Origin of the sequence: Rhizobium sp. P28RR-XV (genome assembly GCF_012641385.1) — a bacterium.
In the GTDB taxonomy this organism is placed as follows: Bacteria; Pseudomonadota; Alphaproteobacteria; order Rhizobiales; family Rhizobiaceae; genus Rhizobium.
Map to the genome: position 1 here is coordinate 1 of NZ_JABAIG010000002.1, position 22,964 is coordinate 22,964.

The window sequence follows — 22,964 nt, forward strand, 5'->3', positions numbered from 1 at the left end:
ATGCGCTATCCGCGCCCACTGTTCGTCCCGAAGGATCAGACGATCCAAAACACCCATGACTGCCTCCAAAAGACAGTCTTGAATCTGATTCGCTCAGCCTTGGAAACCCAAGAGTCCACACCTCCTAGTCCGGCCCCTCCCGACCGTGTATGGGACGCAGTGTTCAGCATTTGCCGCCTCGAAATCTCCCGCGCATGCCGTATCTTTCCCTATAAGTTACTCGGCAGTTTCCCTGAAAGGATTGAGCAATGGGCATGTTGGTGGACGGCGTCTGGCATGACGTTTGGTATAATACGGAAGAAACAAAGGGCCATTTCAAGCGCGCCGCGTCGCAATTCCGCAACTGGGTGACCGCGGATGGCAGCCCCGGCCCGACCGGCACCGGCGGCTTCAAGGCAGAGGCCGGACGTTATCATCTCTACGTGTCGCTCGCCTGCCCCTGGGCGCATCGAACCCTCATCTTCCGCAAGCTGAAGAAGCTCGAGGAGCTGATCTCGGTCTCGATCGTCGATCCGCTGATGTTGGAAAACGGCTGGGAATTCAAAGGAAAGGACGGCGGCACCGTCGACCATCTCTTCGGCGCAAAGGCGCTTTGGGAAATCTACACCAAGGCCGATCCGCATTATTCCGGCCGGGTGACCGTTCCCGTTCTCTGGGACAAGCAGACCGGTATGATCGTCAATAACGAATCAGCCGAAATCATCCGCATGTTCAACAGCGCCTTCGATGGCCTGACCGGCTCCAAGGCGGATTTCTATCCCGCCGATCTCAGCGCCGATATCGATGCCTTGAACGAGCGCGTCTACGACACGGTCAACAATGGCGTCTACAAGGCCGGCTTTGCAACGGCCCAGGAGGCCTACGAGGAAAATGCCCGACGCCTCTTCGAAACCCTCGATATGCTGGACCAGCGGCTGGCGACAAAACGCTATCTGTTCGCAGACCGGTTGACGGAAGCCGACTGGCGGCTGTTCACGACGCTCGTTCGCTTCGACGCCGTCTATGTCGGCCATTTCAAATGCAACATCCGCCGCATCGCCGATTATGCCAACCTCTCGGCCTATCTGCGCGATCTCTATCAGGTTGCCGGCGTTGCTGAGACGGTGAACCTCGCGCATATCAAGAACCACTATTATCGTAGCCACAAGACGATCAATCCCACCGGCATCGTGCCGATCGGCCCAGATCTAGACCTCGGTCGCCCGCATGGCCGTGAGCAATTGGCAAAAGCCGCGTAATTCGAATGCCGGTCGCTACCAGTGGTTGGAAGGAGCCTCTGCTCCTTCCAATTCCTTCAGCCTGCGATAGGTTGCCTTCGTCGTTCCAGGCGGCAGCGCATCGATCGCAAAGAAACCGCTTTCGATGATCTCGCGATCCGGCTTGCGCGGCGCGGCCTGGGTGACCTCGACACGGTAGAAAACGACATGATCCCGCTTGCTGGTGCGATTGTTGAAATAGACGTGGAAGAGCTGCGGCCGGCCTAAGATCACCAGATTGCCCTCCTCCCGCAGCTCCTTGGCCAGCGCCTGCTCCACCGTCTCATGGCGCTCGACACCGCCGCCGGGCATGTGCCAGCCGGCGATGTAGGAGTGCCGCACCAGGAAAATTCGCCCCTCCCGGTCGAAACAGGCCGCGCGCACGCCAAGCGTCATGCTGCGGGTCAGGCCGAAATAGACATGCAGCGCCCGACCGAACAACCGCACCGCCAAACTCTGCTTTTCGTCCCTCGAAATCTCGTCGCTCATGCGTGAAACCCGATGCCCCGGTCTGCAATGAGGTCGGGGATGTATTTGTTTTGACAATAGACTGGGCTATGTCTCATCCCATGTTCAAGCTCGCGCATATTTCCGATGTTCATCTTGGTCCGCTGCCACGCCTTTCGATCAGAGAACTCGCCTCCAAACGCATTACCGGATTTGTGAACTGGCATCGGAACCGGCGCAAGCACCTTTTTGGCGGTACGCTCGATCTCCTTCTTGACGACATCAAGGCGAAGCAGGCCGATCATCTGGCCGTAACCGGCGATCTCGTCAATCTTGCGAGCGGCATGGAGATCCAGGCCGCAGCCGCATGGCTGAAGACGGTCGGCGATCCCCTTCATACTTCCGTCGTCCCCGGCAATCACGATGCCTATGTGCCCGGCGCATACGAAAAGGCCATGCGCGCCTGGTATCCCTATGTCAGCGGCGACAGCGCTCCCGCCGAGTGGCCGGAAAACCAGCGCATTTTTCCTTATCTGCGCATCCGGGGCCAGGTTGCATTGGTCGGCTGCTCGACCGCCGTCGCCACGCCACCCTTTGCCGCAAGCGGCTTCTTCTCCGCCCGCCAGGCGCGCGAGACGGTAAACATCCTGCGCGCGGCCGGGGATGCCGGGCTCTTTCGCGTCATCATGATCCACCACCCGCCGATTCGCGGCGCAACCAGCTTCTACAAGCGCATGATCGGCATTCGCCGCTTTGCGGCGGTCCTCTCGACGGGCGGCGCGGAGTTGGTCCTGCATGGACACACGCATCTTAACACCTTGCATTGGCTGCGCGGCCATATGGGTCCGGTGCCCATTGTCGGGATCGCCTCAGCCTCGCAAGGGGTTGGCGGCCTGAAGCCGCGCGCCGCCTATAATCTCTTCACGATCGACGGTCGTCCGGGCGCCTGGGAGTTGACGGCCGAACGCTACAGCCTCAATGACCAGGGCAATGGCGTCGATCCGGAAGGCGTCGATATTCTGGCGACATGATCGGCATTTTCGGATGCCGCACGCATCGTTTCGGTAGCGTTTTCTAGGATACGGAGCTACAATCGAACCATCGGAATCCCGGGAGGATAGGATGGGTTTCAAGGCCGCAATGAAAAGCTCCTCGACTGTGGCGCTCACCGTCGGATTCTTGTTTGCCGCCAGCCTGCAGGCCATCGCCGCCGGCTCCGAAAGTGACGAAACAGCCCCGCCGCCAAAGAGCAAGACCACGATCAAATGCACGGACGGCAAGGTTTGGGACAAAGACAAGAAGGAATGCGTGAAGCCGAAGCAAAGCGGCTTCAATGACGATCAGCTGTTCCAGGCGGCGCGCGAATTCGCCTATGCGGGCCAGTACGACAATGCCATCACCGTCCTGAAGCTCGCAAGGAACCAGGACGATCCCCGCATTCTCAACTATCTTGGTTACGCCAATCGCAAGGCGGGCCGCATGGAGCTCGGCATGAGCTACTATCGCAAGGCGCTGCAACGCGACGAGAACTATATCCTTGCGCGCTCCTACATGGGGCAGGCCCTTCTCGATCAGGGTGATGTTCAGGGCGCGCGCGTCCAGCTGGTCGAGATTCGCGATCGCGGCGGCGAAGACACCTGGGCTTACCGCTCGCTGCTGCAATCGCTGAAGGGCCAGGTCGCCTATTGAGGCGGCGCGGGTCAGGCATATGCCGATCGCCGCCCGGAGAAAGACAGTTGAGTGCGCGAGTGTTTTGAAGGCTTGCGAAACGGCACGGAAATGGTTCATACCAACACAGGACGATCATTCTGCTCGCGTCACCTTTTCCAAGGGAGGGGTCATTATTTGCGGAAGCATGTCGACCATGTGACAACCTCCAACGCTTCTTTGGAAAGACCATGCCAACGCCGGTAGCAGCCATCGATATCAGACGCGATCTGGTCGGCCTTCTTCCGAAGCTTCGACGCTTCGCGGTGACGCTGACCGGCGATCTGGCCGAGGCGGACGAGCTCGTCCAAAGCGTCTGTCAGCGTGGCATCGCCAAGTTCCATCTGTGGAACAGCGGCGGCAAATTGGAAAGCTGGCTTTACACCATGGCTCGGCATCAATGGGTCGACGAAGCACGGCGCCACAAGCTGCGCCCCACCGCCGGCAAGGGCAATGCCCTGGAACAGGGCGACCCTGCATCCGGAACACATTTAAATCCGGTGGAAGCCGGAGAAGCGCATCGCCTCGTCACATCTTTGCCCGAAGGACTGGCCAGTGTCTTCCTGCTGGTCGATGTCGAAGGACACAGCTACAAGCAGGCGGCCGATATCCTCGGCATTCCGCTATCGGCAGTGATGTCGCGGCTCTCCAGCGCACGTCTTTACCTTGCTTCTCAGGGTCATAGTCGCTCGCCTCGAAGGTTTTAAGCATTGCAAGACATGAAAAAAACGCCGCTCGAAGTCCGCTTGTCCGCTTTCATGGACGGCGAAACGAGCCGGGAAGAAAAGGAAGAGCTGGAAAAGCTCATTGCTTCCGATCCGAATGCGCAGCGCATATTCAATGAGCTGAAGCACGGTTCCGATGTCGGCCGCAAGGCTTTCGACGAGGTTTTGAAAGAGCCGGTGCCGCTTGCGCTCGTTCGTTCCATCAAGAGCGCCCAGCCTCCGAAGACTCGCGACCCTTCCCCCCGTCTTGCCCGGCCATCCCTGAAATTGGCGCCGAACGGCAGGCAGTCGCTGGCGGCAGCCCTGATCCTCTTCGCACTCGGCGGCGGCATAGGTTATCTCTTCGGCACTCAATCCGCCAATGCGCCGGAGGCGGCGCCCGTCACCCCGGCCCAGGTCGCGACGCGAAACTGGCTGGATGATATAGCCGCCTATCATCGCATCTATTCGCGCCAGCCACGTCATATGGTCGAGCTGCAGGCAAGCGAACTGGACGAAATCAGCAAGTGGCTGGCAAGCACGGTCGGCGTGAAATTCAATTTCCCGGATCTTGCCGCCGACGGCCTCGTCTTCCAGGGCGCGCGGATGTTCATCGCCGGCGGCAAGCCTGTCGGCCAGCTGATCTACAAGAACTTCGATGGAGAGGTCGTCGCCGTCTGTTTCACCAAAACCGACGGCGTCGCCAACGACAACGATTTCAACGAGACCATCAAGGACGATATCAGCATCGTGTCCTGGCATCGCAATGGCGCGACCTACGCTGTCGTCGGCCCTTCCTCGGATGCGATGCTCGACCAGATCGCCAACCGGGTATCGTCGGAGATCTGACCGCTCCTCCTCCCTTTTTGCAGCTTGCGGCCGAATGACGGTCGATGGATAATGATCCTGCGGCAATGGCACCGGTCCGCTAATCATGCTGGAGTTTCGACATGTCCGACATTCTGCTGACCATTCCAGAAATCGACAGGCGCATTGCGGTGATAAGGGGAAATCTTCGCGAATTGATCGAGCAGGCCGCCGCCTTTTCCGGCGCAGCCGACGAAGAACGGACATCGGAACGGATCGCCGAACAGGAAGAAGAGCTCGAGCGCCTGACGAAGCAGCGCGATGAACTTACCAAGGGCAAAGCCTGAACAAAACATACACCGAAGCACATGTCGTCGGCAGGTTTCGACGTCTGCCGCTTCGGCGCGGACAGCGTTCCACGCCCGCAACGCCGCACGATCATGGTACAATTGCTGCTGACATCGACCCCGATACACGCTATAGCTGTTGCAGCGACCTATGAGGAGAGCACTCGGATGAAAAATCACGGCACAGGAAATCACCGCTGAAAAGCAGTGCCGTGAAGGGCTGCTTTATCGGCCCGATCATCAGATTGTTATCTTTCGCCCGCGGAGGGCACTTATGTTTCGTCGCTTTGAAGAGCTTGTCGATCCGTTCCAGGATCATGACGGGCAGCAACCATCATCCGGGACCTGGCGCTATCTTCTAACCAACCTTCGTCCGTTTCGCACAGTCATGGCGATCAGCCTCGGCTTGACCATGATCGGCGCCATTATCGAGATCTGGCTCATCGGCTATTCCAGCCGGCTGGTGGACAATCTCGCCACCGCCCGCCGGGAGGATTTCTGGGCATCCGAAGGGCTGGGCTTGCTGGCGGCCGCAGCCCTTGTGCTGATCGGACGGCCTCTTGCCGGATATCTCCGCGAAAGTCTTGATGACATCGCATTCCGGCCCAATGCAGAGACCTTGTTCCGGTGGCAAGCCCATCGTCACATCCTTCGGCAATCGGTCGGCTGGTTTCGTCAGGATTTTTCCGGCCGCATCGCCAGCCAGGTGCGCGACATCGGCACGGAGGCAACGGGTGCCACCTATGCAATCCTGCACACGCTCTCCTTTGTCACGATCTACGTGGCCGGCTCGCTCTGGCTGATGGCCTCGATCGACCCGCGTCTGATCTGGCCTCTCATCGCCTGGCTCCTCTGCTATCTCGCCCTGATGGCCTATGTCATCCCTCGCCTGCAGAGAGCCTCCGCGTGGTATCAAGGAGCCTATGCCGAGCTGACGGGCATGTTGGTGGACAGCTATGCCAATATCGACCTCATCAAGCTTTTCGCCGATGCGAAGGCGGAAGACAAAGAAGCCCGGCATCGTTTCGCTCTAACGCGCGAAACATTCGTTCGGGTGCAGAGGCTGGAAGTGCTTGTCAATTCGAGCATGCTGTTCCTCGGCAGTTTCCTCATCGTCACGCTTGTCGGCTATGCGGTGGTCCTATGGCAGTCCGGCGGCGCGCCGCTCGGGCTCATCGCCGCATCTCTCGCGCTGAGCTTCCGCATAACCGGCATGGCCGAATGGATGCTGGACGCGGTTTCCTCGCTCTTTGCGCATCTCGGCGCCATGCGGCAATCCCTGTTGACCATCTCACAGCCGCTCACCATTACGGACGCGCCGGCAGCTCAGCCGCTTGCCGTTACAAGGGGCGAGATAGTCTTCCATCATGTAACGCATCACTACGGCAAGGGAGACGGCGGGCTGGATGGCGTTTCCCTGCGAATTGCGGCAGGCCAGAAGGTCGGCCTTGTCGGTCGCTCCGGCACCGGCAAATCGACCCTCGTCAACCTCCTGCTGCGCTTCTTCGATCCGGAAGCCGGCACCATCGAAATCGATGGGCAGGATATTCGGCAGGTGACGCAGGATAGTTTGCGCCGGCAGATTGCCGTGGTCAGCCAGGAGGCGTCGCTCCTTCACCGCTCCATTCGCGATAACATCGCGCACGCGAATCCCCGCTTCTCGGAAAATGCAATTATCGCCGCGGCCGAGAAGGCAGCCGCGAGCGACTTTATCGCAAAGCTAAGGGATCAGGAGGGACGTACGGGCTTCGACGCCCATGCGGGCGAACGTGGCGTTCAGCTCTCCGGCGGTCAGCGGCAACGTGTGGCGATCGCGCGCGCCGTCCTCAAGGACGCTCCGATCCTGGTGCTCGACGAGGCAACGTCGGCCCTCGATTCGGAGGTGGAAGCTGCCATCCAGGACACGCTCTATAGCATCATGGAGGACAAGACAGTCATCGCCATTGCGCATCGCCTGTCAACCATCGCGCGCATGGACCGTATCGTCGTGCTGGATCAGGGCCGCATCGTCGAGGACGGGACGCATTCAGAGCTGATCGCCCAAAACGGCATCTACGCAACGCTGTGGTCCCATCAATCCGGCGGCTTCATCGAAGGCGACGAGCCGGCAGCCGGCTGACGCGCAACAAAAAGCTCCCTCGAAAACTGAACTGACCCCCGAAGTTGTCGTCCAACTTTCGGGGGCCAGTTCAAACCGAGGGAGCTTTTTAAAATCAGCGCTGCAGAGACCGTCTCAGCCTTACGCCGCCCTGATCGCGAGAACACGGTTCGCGGCCGATACGATCGCCTCGAGAGACGCCGCGACGATGTTGGTGTTGATGCCGGCACCGAAGAGCTTGCCGCCCGGATGGGAGACTTCGACATAGGAGATCGCCGAAGCGTTGGAGCCGTGCTGCAGCGAGTGCTCGGAATAATCCTCGACCGACATCGGGATACCGAGATAGATCGAAAGCGCATTGATGAAACCGTCGATCGGGCCGTTGCCTCTGCCCTCGATGCGCTTCACCTCGCCATTGTCGGTGATCTCGGCCGCGACGATGCGCTGCCCCCTGTGCTCCGGGTCAGCGAAGGTGTGATGGTCGACGAAGCGGAGCCGCGCATCGGGCTGCGTCACGTAACGCTCGATGAAATGCTCATAGATGCGCTTGGACGGCAGTTCCTTGCCTTCTTCGTCGGTGATGCGCTGGATCTCCTCGCGATATTCCACCTGGAGATTGCGTGGCAGGTTCAGCCCGTAGTCCTGCTGCATGATATAGGCGATGCCGCCCTTGCCGGACTGCGAGTTGATGCGGATGATCGCCTCATAAGTGCGGCCGACATCCTGCGGGTCGATCGGCAGATAGGGCACTTCCCAGACCGGATCGTTGGCGACCTTGGCGGCCTTCATGCCCTTGTTGATCGCATCCTGATGCGAGCCGGAAAAGGCGGTGTAGACCAGCTCGCCGACGTAAGGATGACGCTCGCCAATCGCCATCTGGTTGGAATATTCGAAGACTTCCTTCATGCGCTCGATGTTCGAGCAATCCAGTTCCGGATCGACGCCCTGCGTGAACATGTTCAGCGCCATCGTGACCACGTCGACGTTGCCGGTGCGTTCGCCATTGCCGAAGAGCGTGCCTTCGACGCGGTCCGCGCCGGCCATCAGCGCCAGCTCGGCGGCTGCGATGCCCGTGCCGCGGTCATTGTGCGGATGCAGCGAGATGATCAGGTTTTCGCGGTTGTCGAGATTGCGGCACATCCATTCGATCTGGTCGGCATAGATGTTCGGCGTCGCCATTTCCACCGTCGACGGCAGGTTGATGATCAGCTTGTTGTCCGGCGTCGGCTTCATGACGTCGATCACCGCGTTGCAGATCTCCAGCGCCACGTCCAGCTCGGTGCCGGTGAAGCTCTCCGGCGAATATTCGAAACGATAGCCGCCGCCGGCCTTGGCCGCCATGTCGCTGATCATCTTGGCCGCATCGACGGCGATCTGCTTGATACCCTGCACATCCTTGGCAAACACTACGCGGCGCTGCAACTCGCTGGTGGAATTGTAGAAATGCACGATCGGCTTGTTGGCGCCTTCCAGCGCCTCGAAGGTCCGGGTGATCAATTCCGGACGGCACTGGACGAGAACCTGCAACGACACATCGGCCGATACGTTGCCCTGCTCGATGCACCAGCGGGCAAAGTCGAAGTCGGTCTGCGAAGCGGAGGGGAAACCGATCTCGATTTCCTTGAAGCCCATATCCAGCAACAGCTGAAACATGCGCGCCTTGCGGTCGTGACCCATCGGATCGACGAGCGCCTGGTTGCCGTCGCGCAGGTCGACTGAACACCAGATCGGCGCCTTGGTGATGACCTTGGACGGCCAGGTCCGGTCGGGAATGTTGATTTGCGGATAGGCGCGGTATTTCACCGCCGCTTCGGGCATGCCTTTGGGGGAATGGCTGTTCGCGTCCATGGTCTCGTCTCTTCCTTTCCCGTCATTTCGTCCCGCGTCTTAGCCGATCGGATGCGGCTTGGCGATGATAAATGCGGACCCTTGCGGGTGATCTGTCGATTTTAGGGTAAGTCGCGAGGAGCGATGGCCAGCGGGCTTTTCGGCCGCCGGGCGCTCCTCAAAGGACCCGGCAACCGCGCGTAAGGCCGAGGAGGAGAAGCGAGGTAAGGGCGCGCGTATTGTCACGCAGGGCAACGCGCCCACGTGCAATCTGTTCGGAAATCTTTGCGCCAGTCAACTTCATGGTGGCGCTTATAGCCGCCGGACCGAAAAGAAGCAACCCCTTGCTCACCTCTTCAGCATTTGCACGCCGCGCGACAGCGCCAGCATCAATCCGCCGGCAATCAGCCCCCAGAAGGCGCCGGAAATCCCGCCGAAGGAAACGCCCGATGCCGTCACGAGAAAAGTAATCGCGGCTGCCTCACGCGATTCCGGTTGCTGGAAGGCATTCAAGGCGGAGTTGGAGAATGCACCGACAAGAGCCAGGCCGGCCACCGCCTCGATGAGGATCGACGGCGCGAGCGCCACGAAAGCCGTAACCGCGCTCGCCAGCAATCCGAAGACGATATAGCCAAGTCCGGCGACGATCGCCGCCCAATAGCGCCTCCCTGGATCGGCATGCGCATCCTGTCCGGCGCACATGGCGGCCGTGATGGCCGCAAGATTGACGGCATGGCCGCCAAAGGGAACGGCAAGCAACGAGAATACGCCGGTCACGGCAAACAGAGGGCCGGGCTTGGGATCGTAATCATGCACCTTCAGCACCGCGATGCCGGGAATATTCTGTGACGCCATCGTCACGATGAACAGCGGCAGCGCGATGGAAACGATGCCGGCGAGCGTGAAGACCGGCTTGACGAATTCGACCGTCGGCAGCAGCGAATGTTCGAGCGAGGCAAACGCACCGTCCGGTATCTTCACGCCGAAGGCCAGCACCAGCGCGAAGGCTGCAAGTGCCGCCGGCACGGCCCATAGCCGCTTGAACGCGCCGACGACGATCCAGGCGAGGATGATGGGCAGGCCAAAGGCCGGATTGAAAGCAATCGCCTTCACAGGCGCAAAGCAAAGGCCGAGCAGAACGCCGGCCAGCATGGCATTGGCGAGCGGCGCCGGGATCGACGCGACCGCCCGTCCAAAAGGCCGGAACAGCCCGGCAATGACGATCAACAGGCCGCAAATGAAGAACGCCCCGACAGCTGCTGGAAAGCCACCCTCGATCGCCCCCGCACTTGCCAGCAACGCCGCGCCCGGCGTCGACCAGGCAATGCTGATGGGAAGCCTCGTCGCCACGCTGAGCACGATGGCGCAAACGCCCATCGCCACCGAAAGCGCTGTCAGCCCGGATGCCGCCTGAGCGTCCGTGGCACCCACGACCTGCAGGCCGTGGAAGACGACGGCGAAGGAACTGGCAAAGCCGACAAAAGCCGTGAGGCATCCCATGAACAGGCTTTGGATGGAAAAATCTTTGAGCATGGCGGCGGAGACTCGGGGGCGACGATCGATTGAGCTCGCATGGAGCATCACAAGCATCGGACGTGCAAGTGCAGTTTCCGGACGAAGTGACGGCGGCAAGGCGAACCGAGATCGCATATATCAAACGCGATTCAAATCGTGCATAAATGCGCAGATTGACTCTCTTATTTATGCACGTTATTACATGATTATGAGCAATTCACTTCCATTGTCCCGCCGGGATGTTATCGAATCGCGGCTTGCAGAGGGGCGGCAGATCATCGCCGCATCGCTCGCGGCCGAGTTCAACGTGTCTGAGGATGCCGTGCGCCGCGATCTGCGGGCGCTTGCAGCGGAAGGCAAATGCCGGCGCGTTTATGGCGGCGCGCTCCCTCTCCTGACGCCGTCGCAGCCCATGGCCGTACGCGTCGGACAGGAATCCGGTCGCAAGAGAGCCTTGGCGAAAGCCGCTGTCGCGATGATCGAGCCCGGCGAATTCCTGTTTTTCGACAGCGGCAGCACCAATCTCGCGATGGTGGATCTTCTGCCGAAGAACCTGGAAGCGACGATCGCGACGAATTCCATCGACATAGCGAGCGCCGTCATGAAACGCGGCGACATCCCGCTCGTCCTGATCGGCGGCGCGGTCGATCCCATCGTCGGCGGCAGCGTCGACGCGTCAGCGGTTGCGGCCATCGACGCCATGAACATCGACCGCTGTTTCCTGGGTGTCTGTGCCGTTTCGGCAAGAAACGGCATCAGCGTGTACGAACATGCGGATGCAATCTTCAAACGGATGCTCCTCAAGAGAAGCGCATCGCGCATCGCATTGATTACCTCGGAGAAATTCCACGAACGCGCGCCGCATCGCATCGGCGCCGCTGGCGATATCGATTGGCTTGTTGTCGAGGATGATCTGCCTGCCGACGACGAAAAAACAGCCGTCGAGGCCGGCTTCTCGCTCGTGAAGGCGAGCAACGTCACCTCATCCTCCTGATCTCGAAAGACAAGCAATGTCCATGCAATCCACCGATCGACCGGAAACCCGGCTGGCAACCCGACTTGCCTTTCTGGTTGGGGGATTTGCCCTCGCCTGCTGGGCTCCCCTCGTCCCCTTCGCCAAGGATCGCCTCGGGGTCGATGACGGCGTGCTGGGCATGCTGCTGCTTTGCCTCGGCCTGGGTTCGGTGGCGGCGATGCTGGCGACCGGAATGCTGAGCGCGCGATATGGCAGTAAGCCGATCATCATCGCCGGCGGCCTCGGTCTCGCATTGATTCTGCCGACGCTCGCGGTCGCCGGCACGCCGTTCACCCTCGGCCTTGCGCTGGCAGCCTTCGGCGCCTGCTTGGGATCACTCGACGTGGCCATGAACATCCACGCCGTCGAGGTCGAGAAAGGCGCGAACCGGCCGCTAATGTCCGGCTTCCATGCACTCTTCAGCATCGGCGGCTTCATCGGCTCCCTGCTCGTCACGCTGTTGCTGTCGATCAAAGCTGGTCCCCTCGCCGCGACGCTTCTAAGCTCGGCCGTGATGGTCGTCGCCATGATCGTCGCATGGCCACGGCTGCTGCGGACCGTCCCAGCAGAGGACGCGCCGCTTTTCGTCATGCCACGCGGCTTCGTGCTGCTGCTCGCCGCGCTGGCAGCAACCACCTTCCTTGTCGAAGGTGCGATCCTAGATTGGAGCGCTCTGCTTCTCACCACGCAAGGCCAGGTCGATACGAGCCATGGTGGCCTTGGCTACATGCTGTTCGCAATTGCGATGACGGCGGGCCGCCTGAGTGGCGATGCCATCACGGCAAGGGTTGGAGACAGGACCGTCATGCTGTGGGGCGGCATCGTCGCGGTGGCGGGCTTTGTCATCCTCCTCCTCAGCCCGATCGCGATCCTCGCCATGAGCGGTTTCCTGCTGATCGGTCTTGGCGCTGCCAACATCGTTCCAGTCCTCTTCCGCAAGGGCGGCGCGCAGAAAGCCATGCCGGCGGGCCTTGCCGTCGCGGCTATCACCATGACGGGATATGCCGGCGTGCTCGTCGGCCCCGCTGGAGTCGGTTTCGTCGCGGATCACATTGGCCTGCCCGGCGCTTTCTGGGGGCTCGCCCTGCTCCTCTGCGTCGCTCCTCTCTGCGCTGGGATCGTGACCCGCAATCGAGAACAGGGAGAGACCGATGCGCATCGCTCATACCGCTCTATGGACGCGTGATCTCGATGCCGCAGCCAATTTCTGGAAGACCTATTTCGGTGCAACCGTCGGCGAACCCTATCAAAGCCTTCGCCGCCCGGGCTTCATCTCCCGCTTCGTCCATCTGGCCGGGAGTGGCGATCAAATCGAGCTGATGACCGGCCCCTGGCTTGCCGCCGACAGGCAGGATGAGCGCATCGGCTGGGATCATATCGCCGTGTCGCTTGGGGATAGGGCATCCGTCGACGCGCTGGCCGAGCGATGCCGGACGGATGGCTGCCTGAAATCCGCGCCCCGCACGACAGGCGACGGTTTCTATGAGGCTGTCATCACCATGCCGGACGGAACGCCGGTCGAGATTACCGCTTAGGAAGAGCCATTCGCACCACAAGCGATTTTCAAGCTCGCTGCTCTTTGGAACGTTGCAACCTCCCGAGCAGCGAAAAGCTGGCGGCGGCGGCGTCCGTCGCCAGCACCCAACGTACGATTGGAAATCGTACGCAAGAGATATCGATATCTAGGACTGAGAGCCGATTCCCTCGACGACAATACGGATGATATGCCTGATCTCATCCGCACTGAACGATCCGACGGCCAGAGCCGTCAACATCGCCTGTCCGTAAATGCCGAGCAGCACCAACGACATGAAATTGGGATCCTCGTCGCTCCGAATAACGCCCTGCCGCTGGCCAAGCATGAGAAGGTCCCTAACCAGCCCTTGAAAAGACGGCCGATCCGATGGCGGCTCCAGCGACGGTCTTTCGGCAGGGGCAAGCGCCAGCTTTGCAAGCGACGGATTTGCCAGGCACCATCCCGCGCTATCGAGAAAAACCTGTTCGAGCAGAATAAAAACATCCTCGTTCGCGTCGATACGAGCCCGATAGATGGCATCGCCCGCTTCCACGCGAGCAATCAGCTGCAGAGCTATGTTTTCCTTCGAGTCGAACAGATTGTAGACCGTCTTGCGCGTAAGACCCGCCCGCAAGGCGATCTCCTCGACGGAGGTTTCGGCAAAGCCCAGTTCCCAAAATGCCCCGTCGGCAGCATCCAGAATAAGAGCACGGGATCGTTCCGTCCGCTTCAGTCTTGGCATTTTTATACATTAGTGTAAATTTACTCACATGTAAACTTTCGGCAACAAAATGGGGACGGTGTGAAAATGCCTGCAATCCTCAGGGAATTCGGTCCGGATATCTGGATCGCGGACGGCCCGATCGTCACGGCGGCGGGTGGCTTTCATTACCCCACGCGCATGGTTGTTATCCGACTGGTGGATGGAAACCTGTTTTTATGGTCGCCGACGCGGATGTCGGATGAACTTCGTGCTGACATCGATACCTTGGGCAGCGTGCGCTATTTGATCCCACCCAACTCGCTGCATCACGTTTTTCTCGGCGATTGGCAACGGACCTATCCGAACGCCAAGGCATACGCGCCGCCCGGTCTGATCCAGAAACGCGGCGATATTCGATTTGACGGCAATCTCGATGAAACTGCGCAAGAGGATTGGGCGGGCGAGATCGATCTGGTCGTCATGCGCGGCAACCTGATTACGACGGAGGTCGTCTTCTTTCATCAAATGAGCAAGACAGTGCTCTTCACCGACCTCATCCAGCACTTTAAGCCAAACTGGTTCAGAGGCTGGCGCGCATTGATCGCCAAGCTCGACCTTATGGTTGGCCCCGAGCCTTCCGTGCCGCGAAAATTTCGCGTTGGATTTACCAATCGCCGCGCGGCGCGCACATCCGTCGAGCGCATTTTGGACTGGCCATCGGAAAAGGTGCTGATGGCCCATGGCGATCCGATCACCGAAAATGGACAGGCCTTCATGGCCCGCGCTTTTCGCTGGCTCACGCGCGGCTGAAGGCTCTAACAAGGCGCCCGGAACGAAAAACGTCCTCGCCTGCCTATCGGCAAGCAAGGACGCTCAATCAGTAAGGCAGATCCGCTGGATCAAATATCCGTCTGCGAGGTCACGATGCGCGAGACCAAGCCGTAGGCCTTGGCTTCCTCGGCGGAGAGCCAGTAGTCACGGTCCGTATCCTTGGCGATCTTTTCGATCGGCTGGCCAGTGGCTTCCGAGAAAATCTTGTTCAGGCGCTCGTTCATCTTGATGATTTCGCGTGCCTGGATTTCGATGTCGGAGGCCATGCCGCGCGTGCCACCGGACGGTTGGTGCAGCAGGAAGCGCGTGTTCGGCAGGCAAATGCGGCGCTCCTTCGGAGCGGAGACATAGATCAGCGCACCGGCGGAAGCGACCCAGCCCGTGCCGATCATCCAGACCTTCGGCTTGATGAACTTGATCATGTCGTGAATGGAATCGCCTGACTCGACGTGGCCGCCGGGCGAATTCACATAGATGCGGATGTCCTCGTCGCTGGCGGCGGCAAGGGCAACGAGCTGCGAGCAGACCTTCTGCGCCAGCTCCTGCGTGATGCCGCCATAGATGAAGATCGAACGCGACTTGAAAAGATTCGCCTCCGCGTCCTTGCCCAAAGGCAACTCGGTCTTCTTGTCTTCCTGTTCGTCTTCGTCGTTCATTCAACTCTCCAGCAGATGCGTCGTTCACCGCACATAGTGCGACTCAATGCGTAAAACAATGCTGGAAAAAGACAAGGCGGGAATAGCACTGGAGAACATGGCGCATTGGTTGCGGATTACCGAAATGTAACTTGAATGGCTTTGAAAAGCCGAGATTGGATCCTACGTCAGGTCAGCGCGATGAGGATCGCGCCCCGAATTTGCAGCAACAGATAGCCAAGGAGGCCATCATGTCGCCTGAAGAACGTCAATTGCTTACTTCTCTCTTCGATCGCGTGCGCACGGCATCCAGTACCCAGCGCGACGCCGATGCTGAGACCTTCATCAACCAGTCGGTCCGCGACCAGCCCTATGCGCCCTATTTTCTGGCGCAGGCCGTCATCATGCAGGAACAAGGCATGAAGGCGGCGGCCGATCGCATCCAGCAGCTCGAAGCCCGCGTGCACGAGCTCGAGCAGCAGGGTGCCGACAATCACCAGCAAGGCCAGAGTGGCGGTTTCCTCGGCGGGATCGGCTCCCTCTTCGGCGGCGGCCAGCAACAGCAGCGCGCCGCCGCACCGCAGGGCGGCAATCCGCAGCAGCAGGGCCGCCTTTACGACGATTATGCCCGGAATGCGCCTCAGCCCGGCCCCTGGGCTGGCCAGCCGCAACCGCAGCCCTCAGGCCCTTGGAGCCAGCAGGCCGCAGCGCCTTCGGCTGGCGGCAGTTTTCTGCGCGGCGCGCTCGGCACGGCAGCCGGTGTCGCCGGCGGCGTGATGCTGGCGGAATCTCTCTCCAGCCTGTTCAGCCCGCATCTGGGCGGCACGGCGGCAGGCGCGGGTCTCGGCGGCCTCTTCGGCGGGACCGCGGCCAATGCAGCCGAACAGCCTGTTCAGGAAACGATCATCAACAACAATTATTTCGGCAACGACGACAATAGCGGCCAGAATGATCAGAGCGCGGCCGATTACGCCCAGGACGCTGCCCAAGACGCTCAGGACGATGATTATGACGACTCGTCCTATGACAATGGCGACGACAACTCGTTCGCCTGAGTCGCAGTCTCATCGAATCTATCAGAAAGCCGCCACCCCCGGATGGCGGCTTTTTTCATTCAGCCGCGGCCGCGATAGGGCTGAACGCCCTGGTCGGGCAGCCAGACACCCTCCGGCGGCTTGCCGGTCTGCCAGAAGACGTCGATCGGAATGCCACCGCGCGGATACCAGTAGGCGCCGATGCGCAGCCACTTCGGCTGCAGCAGATCCACCAGACGCTTGGCGATATAGATCGAGCAATCCTCATGGAACGCGCCGTGATTGCGGAAGGAATGCAGGAAAAGCTTGAGCGACTTCGATTCCACCAGCCACTCGTTCGGGATGTAGTCGATGACGATATGGGCGAAATCCGGCTGGCCCGTCATCGGGCAAAGCGATGTGAATTCGGGCGCGGTGAAGCGCACGACATAATCCGTGCCGGCATGGCCGGACGGCACTTTTTCGAGAACGGCCGCTTCGGGGTTTGCAGCGGTCTCTGTCTGGCTGCCGAGCATCGACAGGCCGGAAACATCGGTTTGGGGCATCTCAGGTCTCCTTGATCACTTTGACGCGGATGCCATGGGCCTTTTCGCCCTCCGGCTCCACGTGAATGGTTATTTCGGCGCCCGCATGGATCGCCCGTATGGCATCTTCAAGGCGGTCGCAGATGCGATGCGCATCGCGCACCGGCATGGCGGCGGGCACGACCATGTGAAAATCGACGAATGTCACAGCCCCTGCCCTGCGCGTCTTCAGATCGTGAACGCCAAGCGACCCGTCGGCATTCTTGGCGATCGCATCCTTGATGATCTCCTCCTCCTCCGGCAACACGGCCTTGTCCATCAACCCGTCGATGGAACTGGAGATGACCTTCCAGCCCTGATAGAGAATGTTGATGGCGACGAGAATGGCAAGCACGGGGTCGAAGATCGGCTGTCCGGTACCAAGTGCCAGCAGCAGGCCAATAAGCACGCCGATCGAGGTATAGACGTCGGACATGATGTGCTGACCGTCCGCCGTCAGTGCCGGCGAGCGGTGCGTCCGTCCGGCCCGGATCAAGGTCAGTGCCCAGGCGCCGTTGATGACGCCTGCGACGAAGTTGATTGCCAGGCCGAGCACCGGCGCCTGCATCGGCTGCGGATTGCCGAGATGCCCGACCGCCTCCTGCACGATCATCACCGCCGCAACGACGATCATCACGCCTTCGGTGACGGCGGAGAGATATTCCGCCTTGTGGTGGCCGAACGGATGATCGTGGTCTGCCGGCTTCTGCGCGTAGCGGATGACGAAGAAGGCGATGAAGGCTGCCACGACATTGACGAGCGATTCAAGCCCGTCGGACAGGAGTGCCACCGAGCCCGTCAGCCACCAGGCCAGCATCTTCAGCCCCATCACGCCGAGCGACAGCGGAATACCCCAGAGGGCGAGCCGCCTGATCGTATCGTTTCCCTGACTGTTCATGCCCTTCCCCAATGTCTTCCGCGCCTGCTCATGCGAATGAATTGCAAGAAAGGCGCCGTTGAAATGCAAAACCGCCCACGCGAATTTCGCGCAGGCGGCTCATTGGCGGTCCATATGGGACAGAATGCCGAGTTTGTCAAAGGAGGCGGCCATTTTCCGCGCGACAATTCGTCCTCAATATACGGCTTGAACGAAGCGCGGTCTTGGAATGCAAGCCGGAGCGCGAGCAAGATTTGCCGCAAACCGACGTTCCGCGACAACAGGAAGCCGATTACCCGCTCGCCTGTGGAAAATCCTGCTGGTAATTTCGTCCGTGATTGCGCACTAAGCTGGGCCTCAGCCTGATGTGCAAGACTCCGATATCGGCCGATGAACCGCCGCTCTTTATGAAACCATGGTTGAACATGCCCTCTTTTAAAAACGATGCCGATGCGGCGCCCGTCACTGCTGACACCCCTGCCGGCGCTTCGGAGCATCTGGTTGCCGCCGGCGCATTCTCCGAAGAAGAGCGCAACGCCGTTTATCGTGCCATCGAGACCCGTCGCGACGTGCGCGACCAGTTCCGCTCCGATCCCCTGCCCGACGATCTCGTCAGGCGCTTGCTCGAGGCGGCCCATTCGGCTCCGTCGGTTGGATTCATGCAGCCATGGAATTTCATCCTGATCCGTCAGCCCGAGACGCGCGAGCGCGTATGGCAGGCGTTTCACCAGGCAAACGAAGAAGCCTGCGCGATGTTCGAGGGCGATCGTCGCGCGCAATATCAGCGGCTGAAGCTCGAGGGCATCCGCAAGGCGCCGCTCAGCATCTGCATAACCTGCGACACCAAGCGCGGCGGCCCGGTCGTGCTCGGCCGCACGCATAATCCGGACACCGATGTCTATTCGACCGTCTGCGCCGTCCAGAATCTCTGGCTTGCCGCACGAGCCGAGGGCGTCGGCATCGGCTGGGTCAGCATCTTCCACGAGGAGGCCATCAAGGCGATCCTCGGCATACCCGAGCATGTGAAGATCGTCGCCTGGCTCTGCGTCGGCTATGTCGACGAGCTCTACGACATGCCGGAACTCGCCGTGAAAGGATGGCGCGACCGGCTCCCGCTCGACAAGCTCGTCTTCGAGGAAGGCTGGCAGGTCTGCGACGACATGTAAAGGCCGCCGTTCTTCAGCGGCCCACGACGGATGCAAACATCACGATCTGAACGCGACGAACGAGATCACATTACCATCCGGGTCGCGCACATGGAAATCCGTACCGCCCCATGCCTGCTTGGTGAGCGGCTGGGCGAACTCCACGCCTTTCGCCTTGAACTCCTCGAACAATCCCTGGACGTTCGAAACCTCGATCGACGCCAGGATCAGCGACCCCTCTTTCGCCGCAGCAGCTGCAAAATAGGGTTCATAGACGAGCCGCAAGTGGATCCAGATGCCATCACGCGACACCGCACCATAGAATGGCGGCAACCCATGCAGGAACTCCGGCGCGAAGCCAAGCTTCTCCCGGAAGAAGGCCGCGCTGGCCGTCACATCCCGCACGAAAAGAATCGGAACGACACTCTTGAAAACCGGCGGTTCCGCAGATGCCGCCGGCATCTTCGGCGCATCCGCCGCCATGGCCTTCAATTCGGCCCAATTCTTGTGGCCTGCTTCGACCGCGACGATCTCCTGCGCCAGCGTCAAAGGGAACTTCATCGCTAGGATCTCACGATCCGTCAAAGCCTTGAGACGATCGAGCGTTCGAACTCTCCCGCCGATGGAATAGTCGCGCTCGCGGTGCCAGCGCATCAAGAGCTTGGCTTGTTTGCGATAGGTATCGAGGGTGGGCATGGGCAGACTCCTGCTGAGGATAATCAGCGGGCGGGCCTAGCCCTTTCGGCCTCCATGCCGATGTGCCCCACAGGAACGCGAGAAGATTAATTTACAACCCACGGCAAGTCAAACCACCTCACGGCAGAGCCTGGCTTGCAACGAAACGCTCGTCCTCGTTGTGCAGGTTTAGAGACAAGCGCAGCATTATGGGCAACGCCGTCCAAAAGCCCGAGGTCAAACCCGCCTGTCTCAATGCCGCCGCCGTCCAGGTATTGCAGCCCACCAATGCGTTGAAATAACCCCGCGCTTCGAAGAACGTATCGTTCGGTCCGTAATTGCTGCCAGGCAGGGGCATCGGCCCATTGTCGGCCTGCTCGAAGCTACCGAGAATGAATTGCTTGAGCCCCTCAAGACCCGCAGCATCGATGTTGATGACCGTGACAGCCGGCGCATCAAGCGGAATATCGCCCGCCAGTTCCGCATGAATGACGGAGCGGTCGAGAGCAAAGCTTTTCAACACAGGACCTGCCTTCAAATCGGCCCAAGTCCGCGTCTCCGTATAAAAGCTCCGGCCGCCCCAGCCGAAGACGAGATAGCGCAAGTTCGGATTGTCGAGATTCAGCCCAGCCGACCGCAGGAATGCGAAACGAGTGATGAGATCACTATCAACGGGAATGGCAATGTCCGTATGGATAGGGTTGCTGAGCATGAGGATCTGCCGGGAGCGCCCGGTACGCGCGGGATCATCAAGCCAGAGCGGTCGCGGCACAACGATGCCAAGGCCGACGAGGAGCACGACAGCAAGAAGGGCGAAGAAGATGCCTTTGAATATCCCTGAGATCACCGACTGAAAGCCCCCGCCATCGATCAATCTCTTGAGTGGTTTGTTGGCTCTTTCAAGGCAGAAAAATAGCCCCATGCACTTTTTCCGAGTACATAGGGCTATCAAACTTCCGAGCTCTAAACGCTCGCCTCAGGCGGCCTTCGTCTTCACCCGCCGCGCCAGATGCGCCACGACGTTCTCGATCATCCGCATGCCGGCATCGCCGCCGAGCGTCATGATCGATTCCGGGTGGAACTGCACGGCCGCGATCGGCTCCTTCACATGCTCGATGCCCATGATCGTGCCGTCTTCACTTTCGGCCGTGATCATGAAGTCGCGCGGCAGGCTCGACGGATCAGCAAAGATCGAATGATAGCGGCCGACCGTCACTTCGCGGCCGAGGCCCGAGAAGACCAGACCCGGCTCCAGCACGCGGATGCGGGAGGGCTTGCCGTGCATCGGGATCGCCAGATGGCGCAACTCGCCGCCATAGGCCTCTGCCAGCGCCTGCAAGCCCAGGCAGACGCCGAAGATCGGCAGGTTGCGCGCCCTCGCCTTCTTGATGGTCGCCTTGCAATCGAAATCCTTCGGATTGCCGGGACCTGGCGACAGCACGACGAGATCCGGATCGAGCCGGTCGAAGACCTCTTCCGGCACCGGCGTACGCACGGTCGAAACCGTCGCGCCCGTCTGGCGGAAGTAGTTGGCAAGCGTATGGACGAAGCTGTCCTCGTGGTCGACGAGCAGGATCTTCACGCCCTTGCCGACGGAAGCGACGTCACGTTGTTGTTTGCCGGAATTGCCGGTCTTGGCGTCACGGATGGCGGAAAGCATGGCGGAGGCCTTCAGTTCGGTTTCGGCTTCTTCTTCCTCGGGGATCGAGTCGTTGAGCAGCGTCGCGCCGGCGCGCACTTCGGCAATGCCGTCCTTGATGCGGACGGTGCGCAGCGTCAGGCCGGTGTTCATGTCGCCATTGAAGCTGACCATGCCGATCGCCCCGCCATACCATGCGCGCGGGCTCTTCTCATGGCTCTCGATGAAGCGCATCGCCCAAAGCTTCGGCGCGCCGGTGACGGTGACGGCCCAGGCGTGGCTGAGGAAGCCGTCGAAAGCATCCATGTCATCGCGCAGGCGGCCTTCGATGTGGTCGACCGTGTGGATGAGGCGCGAATACATCTCGATCTGGCGGCGGCCGATGACTTTGACCGAGCCCGGCTCGCAGACGCGGCTCTTGTCGTTGCGGTCGACGTCGGAGCACATGGTCAGCTCGGATTCGTCCTTCTTGGAATTCAGCAGCTTCAGGATCTGTTCGCTGTCGGCGATCGGGTCATCGCCGCGCTTGATCGTGCCCGAGATTGGGCAAGTCTCGATGCGGCGGCCCGACACCCGCACGAACATTTCGGGCGATGCGCCGACGAGATACTCCTGATTGCCGAGATTGATGAAGAAGGAATAGGGCGAAGGATTGATCGCCTTCAGCCGCTTGGAGATATCGGACGGCTTGCTCTCGCAGCGCTCCATGAACTTCTGGCCGGGCACGACTTCGAAGAGATCGCCCTTGCGGAAGCTCTCCTTCGCCTTGACCACCAGTTCGGCATATTCGCCGGGGCGGTGATCGCTCTTCGGCGGAATGGCATCGGTGTGCCGGAACGGCTCGGGCGCGATCTCGCCCGACTTGCCTTCCGTCGATACGTCGCCCTTGGCGAAATCGTACCGGTCGATCCAGGCCTTGGCGGAATAATTATCGACCACCAGGATTTCGTCCGGCAGGTAAAGCACCATGTCGCGCTGGTCGTCCGGGCGCTTGAGCTTCAGGTTGATCGCGTCGAACTGGAAGGCGAGATCATAGCCGAAGGCACCGTAGAAGCCGATGCTGGCATCCGCCTGCGAATAGAAGAGATCGGTCACGGCGCGCAGCACGGTGAAGACCGTCGGCATTTTCGAGCGCTCTTCCTCGGTAAAGACGCGATCCGGCGTCTTTACGGCCAGATCGAGCCGGCGCGGCGTCGAAGCGCCAAGAACGACCTCTGAAACCGTCTTCAGCTTTTCCGCGATGAAGCCGAGAATGACTTCGCCGCGCTCGTTATAGGCTTCGATCCAGACATCGCGCCCATTGCAGGACAGGCCGAGCGGCGGATCGACGATGGCGGTATCCCAACGCGTGTAGCGGCCAGGATATTCGTAATTGGAGGAGAAGACAGCGCCACGGCGCTCGTCGAGCTTGTCGATATAGGACAAAACCGCATCCGCATAGGGCGTCGGCCGACGCTGCCGGGTGACGGTGATGCCGCCCTTCGTCTCGTAGATTTCCGCACCATCATCCCGAAGGATCGTTACCATTGTTCCTCACTCCGTTATCGGGCCCGGACGACAGGCGGCCAATATAACAAAAAAGCCGCCTCGAAATCTCGGGCGGCTCACTCGTCGTCTTTGAAC

Annotated in this window: 23 protein-coding genes; 13 read left to right on the forward strand and 10 right to left on the reverse strand. The window is 60.4% G+C overall.

Annotated features, from left to right (window positions below; all coding sequences use genetic code 11):
• The first annotated feature begins 248 nt into the window (after positions 1–248).
• Positions 249–1,238, forward strand: coding sequence for a glutathione S-transferase family protein (locus HGP12_RS03620; protein ID WP_168838575.1), 990 nt, complete (start codon positions 249–251; stop codon positions 1,236–1,238).
• A gap of 15 nt (positions 1,239–1,253) precedes the next feature.
• On the opposite strand, the gene HGP12_RS03625 is transcribed toward HGP12_RS03620, so the two are convergent.
• Positions 1,254–1,745, reverse strand: a complete 492-nt coding sequence (locus HGP12_RS03625; RefSeq protein WP_168838574.1) for an NUDIX domain-containing protein — start codon at positions 1,743–1,745, stop codon at positions 1,254–1,256.
• A 50-nt stretch (positions 1,746–1,795) separates the two neighbouring features.
• Between HGP12_RS03625 and HGP12_RS03630 the strand changes: the two genes are divergently transcribed.
• From HGP12_RS03630 to HGP12_RS03655, 6 genes are all read left to right on the forward strand, one after another.
• Complete coding sequence (locus tag HGP12_RS03630) at positions 1,796–2,734, forward strand: metallophosphoesterase family protein (RefSeq protein ID WP_168838573.1); 939 nt, start codon at positions 1,796–1,798, stop codon at positions 2,732–2,734.
• A gap of 109 nt (positions 2,735–2,843) precedes the next feature.
• Positions 2,844–3,392 carry a tetratricopeptide repeat protein gene (locus HGP12_RS03635; protein WP_409526806.1) on the forward strand — a complete coding sequence of 183 codons (549 nt, stop codon included), beginning with the start codon at positions 2,844–2,846 and terminating at the stop codon, positions 3,390–3,392.
• Positions 3,393–3,601: 209 nt separating this feature from the next.
• Positions 3,602–4,117 (forward strand): RNA polymerase sigma factor, encoded by a 516-nt coding sequence (locus HGP12_RS03640; RefSeq protein ID WP_168838571.1) that lies wholly within the window; start codon positions 3,602–3,604, stop codon positions 4,115–4,117.
• Positions 4,118–4,120: 3 nt separating this feature from the next.
• The gene (locus HGP12_RS03645) at positions 4,121–4,963 is read left to right on the forward strand and encodes an anti-sigma factor (RefSeq protein ID WP_205926333.1); all 843 of its coding nucleotides are present in this window, start codon (positions 4,121–4,123) and stop codon (positions 4,961–4,963) included.
• A 101-nt stretch (positions 4,964–5,064) separates the two neighbouring features.
• Positions 5,065–5,268 carry a hypothetical protein gene (locus tag HGP12_RS03650; RefSeq protein ID WP_168838569.1) on the forward strand — a complete coding sequence of 68 codons (204 nt, stop codon included), beginning with the start codon at positions 5,065–5,067 and terminating at the stop codon, positions 5,266–5,268.
• Positions 5,269–5,542: 274 nt separating this feature from the next.
• On the forward strand, positions 5,543–7,387 hold the full coding sequence (locus HGP12_RS03655; protein ID WP_168838568.1) for an ABC transporter ATP-binding protein: 1,845 nt from the start codon (positions 5,543–5,545) through the stop codon (positions 7,385–7,387).
• A gap of 120 nt (positions 7,388–7,507) precedes the next feature.
• Here HGP12_RS03655 and leuA read toward each other — a convergent pair whose 3' ends face one another.
• Both leuA and HGP12_RS03665 read right to left on the reverse strand, forming a co-directional pair.
• Positions 7,508–9,214 carry a 2-isopropylmalate synthase gene (leuA, locus tag HGP12_RS03660; protein WP_168838567.1) on the reverse strand — a complete coding sequence of 569 codons (1,707 nt, stop codon included), beginning with the start codon at positions 9,212–9,214 and terminating at the stop codon, positions 7,508–7,510.
• Positions 9,215–9,541: 327 nt separating this feature from the next.
• Positions 9,542–10,726, reverse strand: coding sequence for a benzoate/H(+) symporter BenE family transporter (locus HGP12_RS03665; protein WP_168838566.1), 1,185 nt, complete (start codon positions 10,724–10,726; stop codon positions 9,542–9,544).
• Between the two features lie 190 nt (positions 10,727–10,916).
• Here HGP12_RS03665 and HGP12_RS03670 point away from each other — a divergent pair, with 190 nt between their 5' ends.
• The 3 genes from HGP12_RS03670 to HGP12_RS03680 are packed head-to-tail and all read left to right on the forward strand — an operon-like array spanning position 10,917 to position 13,258.
• Complete coding sequence (locus HGP12_RS03670; protein ID WP_168838565.1) at positions 10,917–11,702, forward strand: DeoR/GlpR family DNA-binding transcription regulator; 786 nt, start codon at positions 10,917–10,919, stop codon at positions 11,700–11,702.
• 22 nt (positions 11,703–11,724) lie between these two features.
• Positions 11,725–12,909, forward strand: coding sequence for an MFS transporter (locus tag HGP12_RS03675; RefSeq protein WP_168838608.1), 1,185 nt, complete (start codon positions 11,725–11,727; stop codon positions 12,907–12,909).
• The gene (locus tag HGP12_RS03680; RefSeq protein ID WP_168838564.1) at positions 12,875–13,258 is read left to right on the forward strand and encodes a VOC family protein; all 384 of its coding nucleotides are present in this window, start codon (positions 12,875–12,877) and stop codon (positions 13,256–13,258) included. The genes HGP12_RS03675 and HGP12_RS03680 overlap by 35 nt, the downstream gene beginning before the upstream one ends.
• A 147-nt stretch (positions 13,259–13,405) precedes the next feature.
• Here the strand turns inward: HGP12_RS03680 and HGP12_RS03685 are convergent, their stop codons facing one another.
• Positions 13,406–13,981, reverse strand: coding sequence for a TetR/AcrR family transcriptional regulator (locus HGP12_RS03685; RefSeq protein ID WP_168838563.1), 576 nt, complete (start codon positions 13,979–13,981; stop codon positions 13,406–13,408).
• Between the two features lie 66 nt (positions 13,982–14,047).
• Here HGP12_RS03685 and HGP12_RS03690 point away from each other — a divergent pair, with 66 nt between their 5' ends.
• The gene (locus HGP12_RS03690; RefSeq protein WP_168838562.1) at positions 14,048–14,752 is read left to right on the forward strand and encodes a DUF4336 domain-containing protein; all 705 of its coding nucleotides are present in this window, start codon (positions 14,048–14,050) and stop codon (positions 14,750–14,752) included.
• A gap of 89 nt (positions 14,753–14,841) precedes the next feature.
• Here HGP12_RS03690 and HGP12_RS03695 read toward each other — a convergent pair whose 3' ends face one another.
• Positions 14,842–15,429, reverse strand: a complete 588-nt coding sequence (locus HGP12_RS03695) for an ATP-dependent Clp protease proteolytic subunit (RefSeq protein ID WP_168838561.1) — start codon at positions 15,427–15,429, stop codon at positions 14,842–14,844.
• Between the two features lie 230 nt (positions 15,430–15,659).
• Here HGP12_RS03695 and HGP12_RS03700 point away from each other — a divergent pair, with 230 nt between their 5' ends.
• Complete coding sequence (locus tag HGP12_RS03700) at positions 15,660–16,463, forward strand: DUF2076 domain-containing protein (protein WP_168838560.1); 804 nt, start codon at positions 15,660–15,662, stop codon at positions 16,461–16,463.
• A 59-nt stretch (positions 16,464–16,522) separates the two neighbouring features.
• Here the strand turns inward: HGP12_RS03700 and queF are convergent, their stop codons facing one another.
• Both queF and HGP12_RS03710 read right to left on the reverse strand, forming a co-directional pair.
• Entirely contained in the window at positions 16,523–16,987 is a 465-nt protein-coding gene (queF, locus tag HGP12_RS03705) for a preQ(1) synthase (protein WP_168838559.1), read from the reverse strand.
• A gap of 1 nt (position 16,988) precedes the next feature.
• On the reverse strand, positions 16,989–17,903 hold the full coding sequence (locus HGP12_RS03710) for a cation diffusion facilitator family transporter (protein WP_168838558.1): 915 nt from the start codon (positions 17,901–17,903) through the stop codon (positions 16,989–16,991).
• A gap of 404 nt (positions 17,904–18,307) precedes the next feature.
• Between HGP12_RS03710 and bluB the strand changes: the two genes are divergently transcribed.
• Positions 18,308–19,048, forward strand: a complete 741-nt coding sequence (gene bluB, locus HGP12_RS03715; protein WP_246703246.1) for a 5,6-dimethylbenzimidazole synthase — start codon at positions 18,308–18,310, stop codon at positions 19,046–19,048.
• Between the two features lie 39 nt (positions 19,049–19,087).
• On the opposite strand, the gene HGP12_RS03720 is transcribed toward bluB, so the two are convergent.
• The 3 genes from HGP12_RS03720 to HGP12_RS03730 all read right to left on the reverse strand — a co-directional run bounded on the left by HGP12_RS03720 (position 19,088) and on the right by HGP12_RS03730 (position 22,868).
• A complete protein-coding gene (locus HGP12_RS03720) occupies positions 19,088–19,723 on the reverse strand; it encodes a glyoxalase superfamily protein (protein ID WP_168838557.1) in 636 nt (211 codons plus the stop codon).
• Between the two features lie 118 nt (positions 19,724–19,841).
• Positions 19,842–20,624 (reverse strand): TIGR02117 family protein, encoded by a 783-nt coding sequence (locus HGP12_RS03725; protein ID WP_168838556.1) that lies wholly within the window; start codon positions 20,622–20,624, stop codon positions 19,842–19,844.
• Between the two features lie 54 nt (positions 20,625–20,678).
• Entirely contained in the window at positions 20,679–22,868 is a 2,190-nt protein-coding gene (locus HGP12_RS03730; RefSeq protein WP_168838555.1) for an anthranilate synthase, read from the reverse strand.
• Positions 22,869–22,964: the final 96 nt, after the last annotated feature.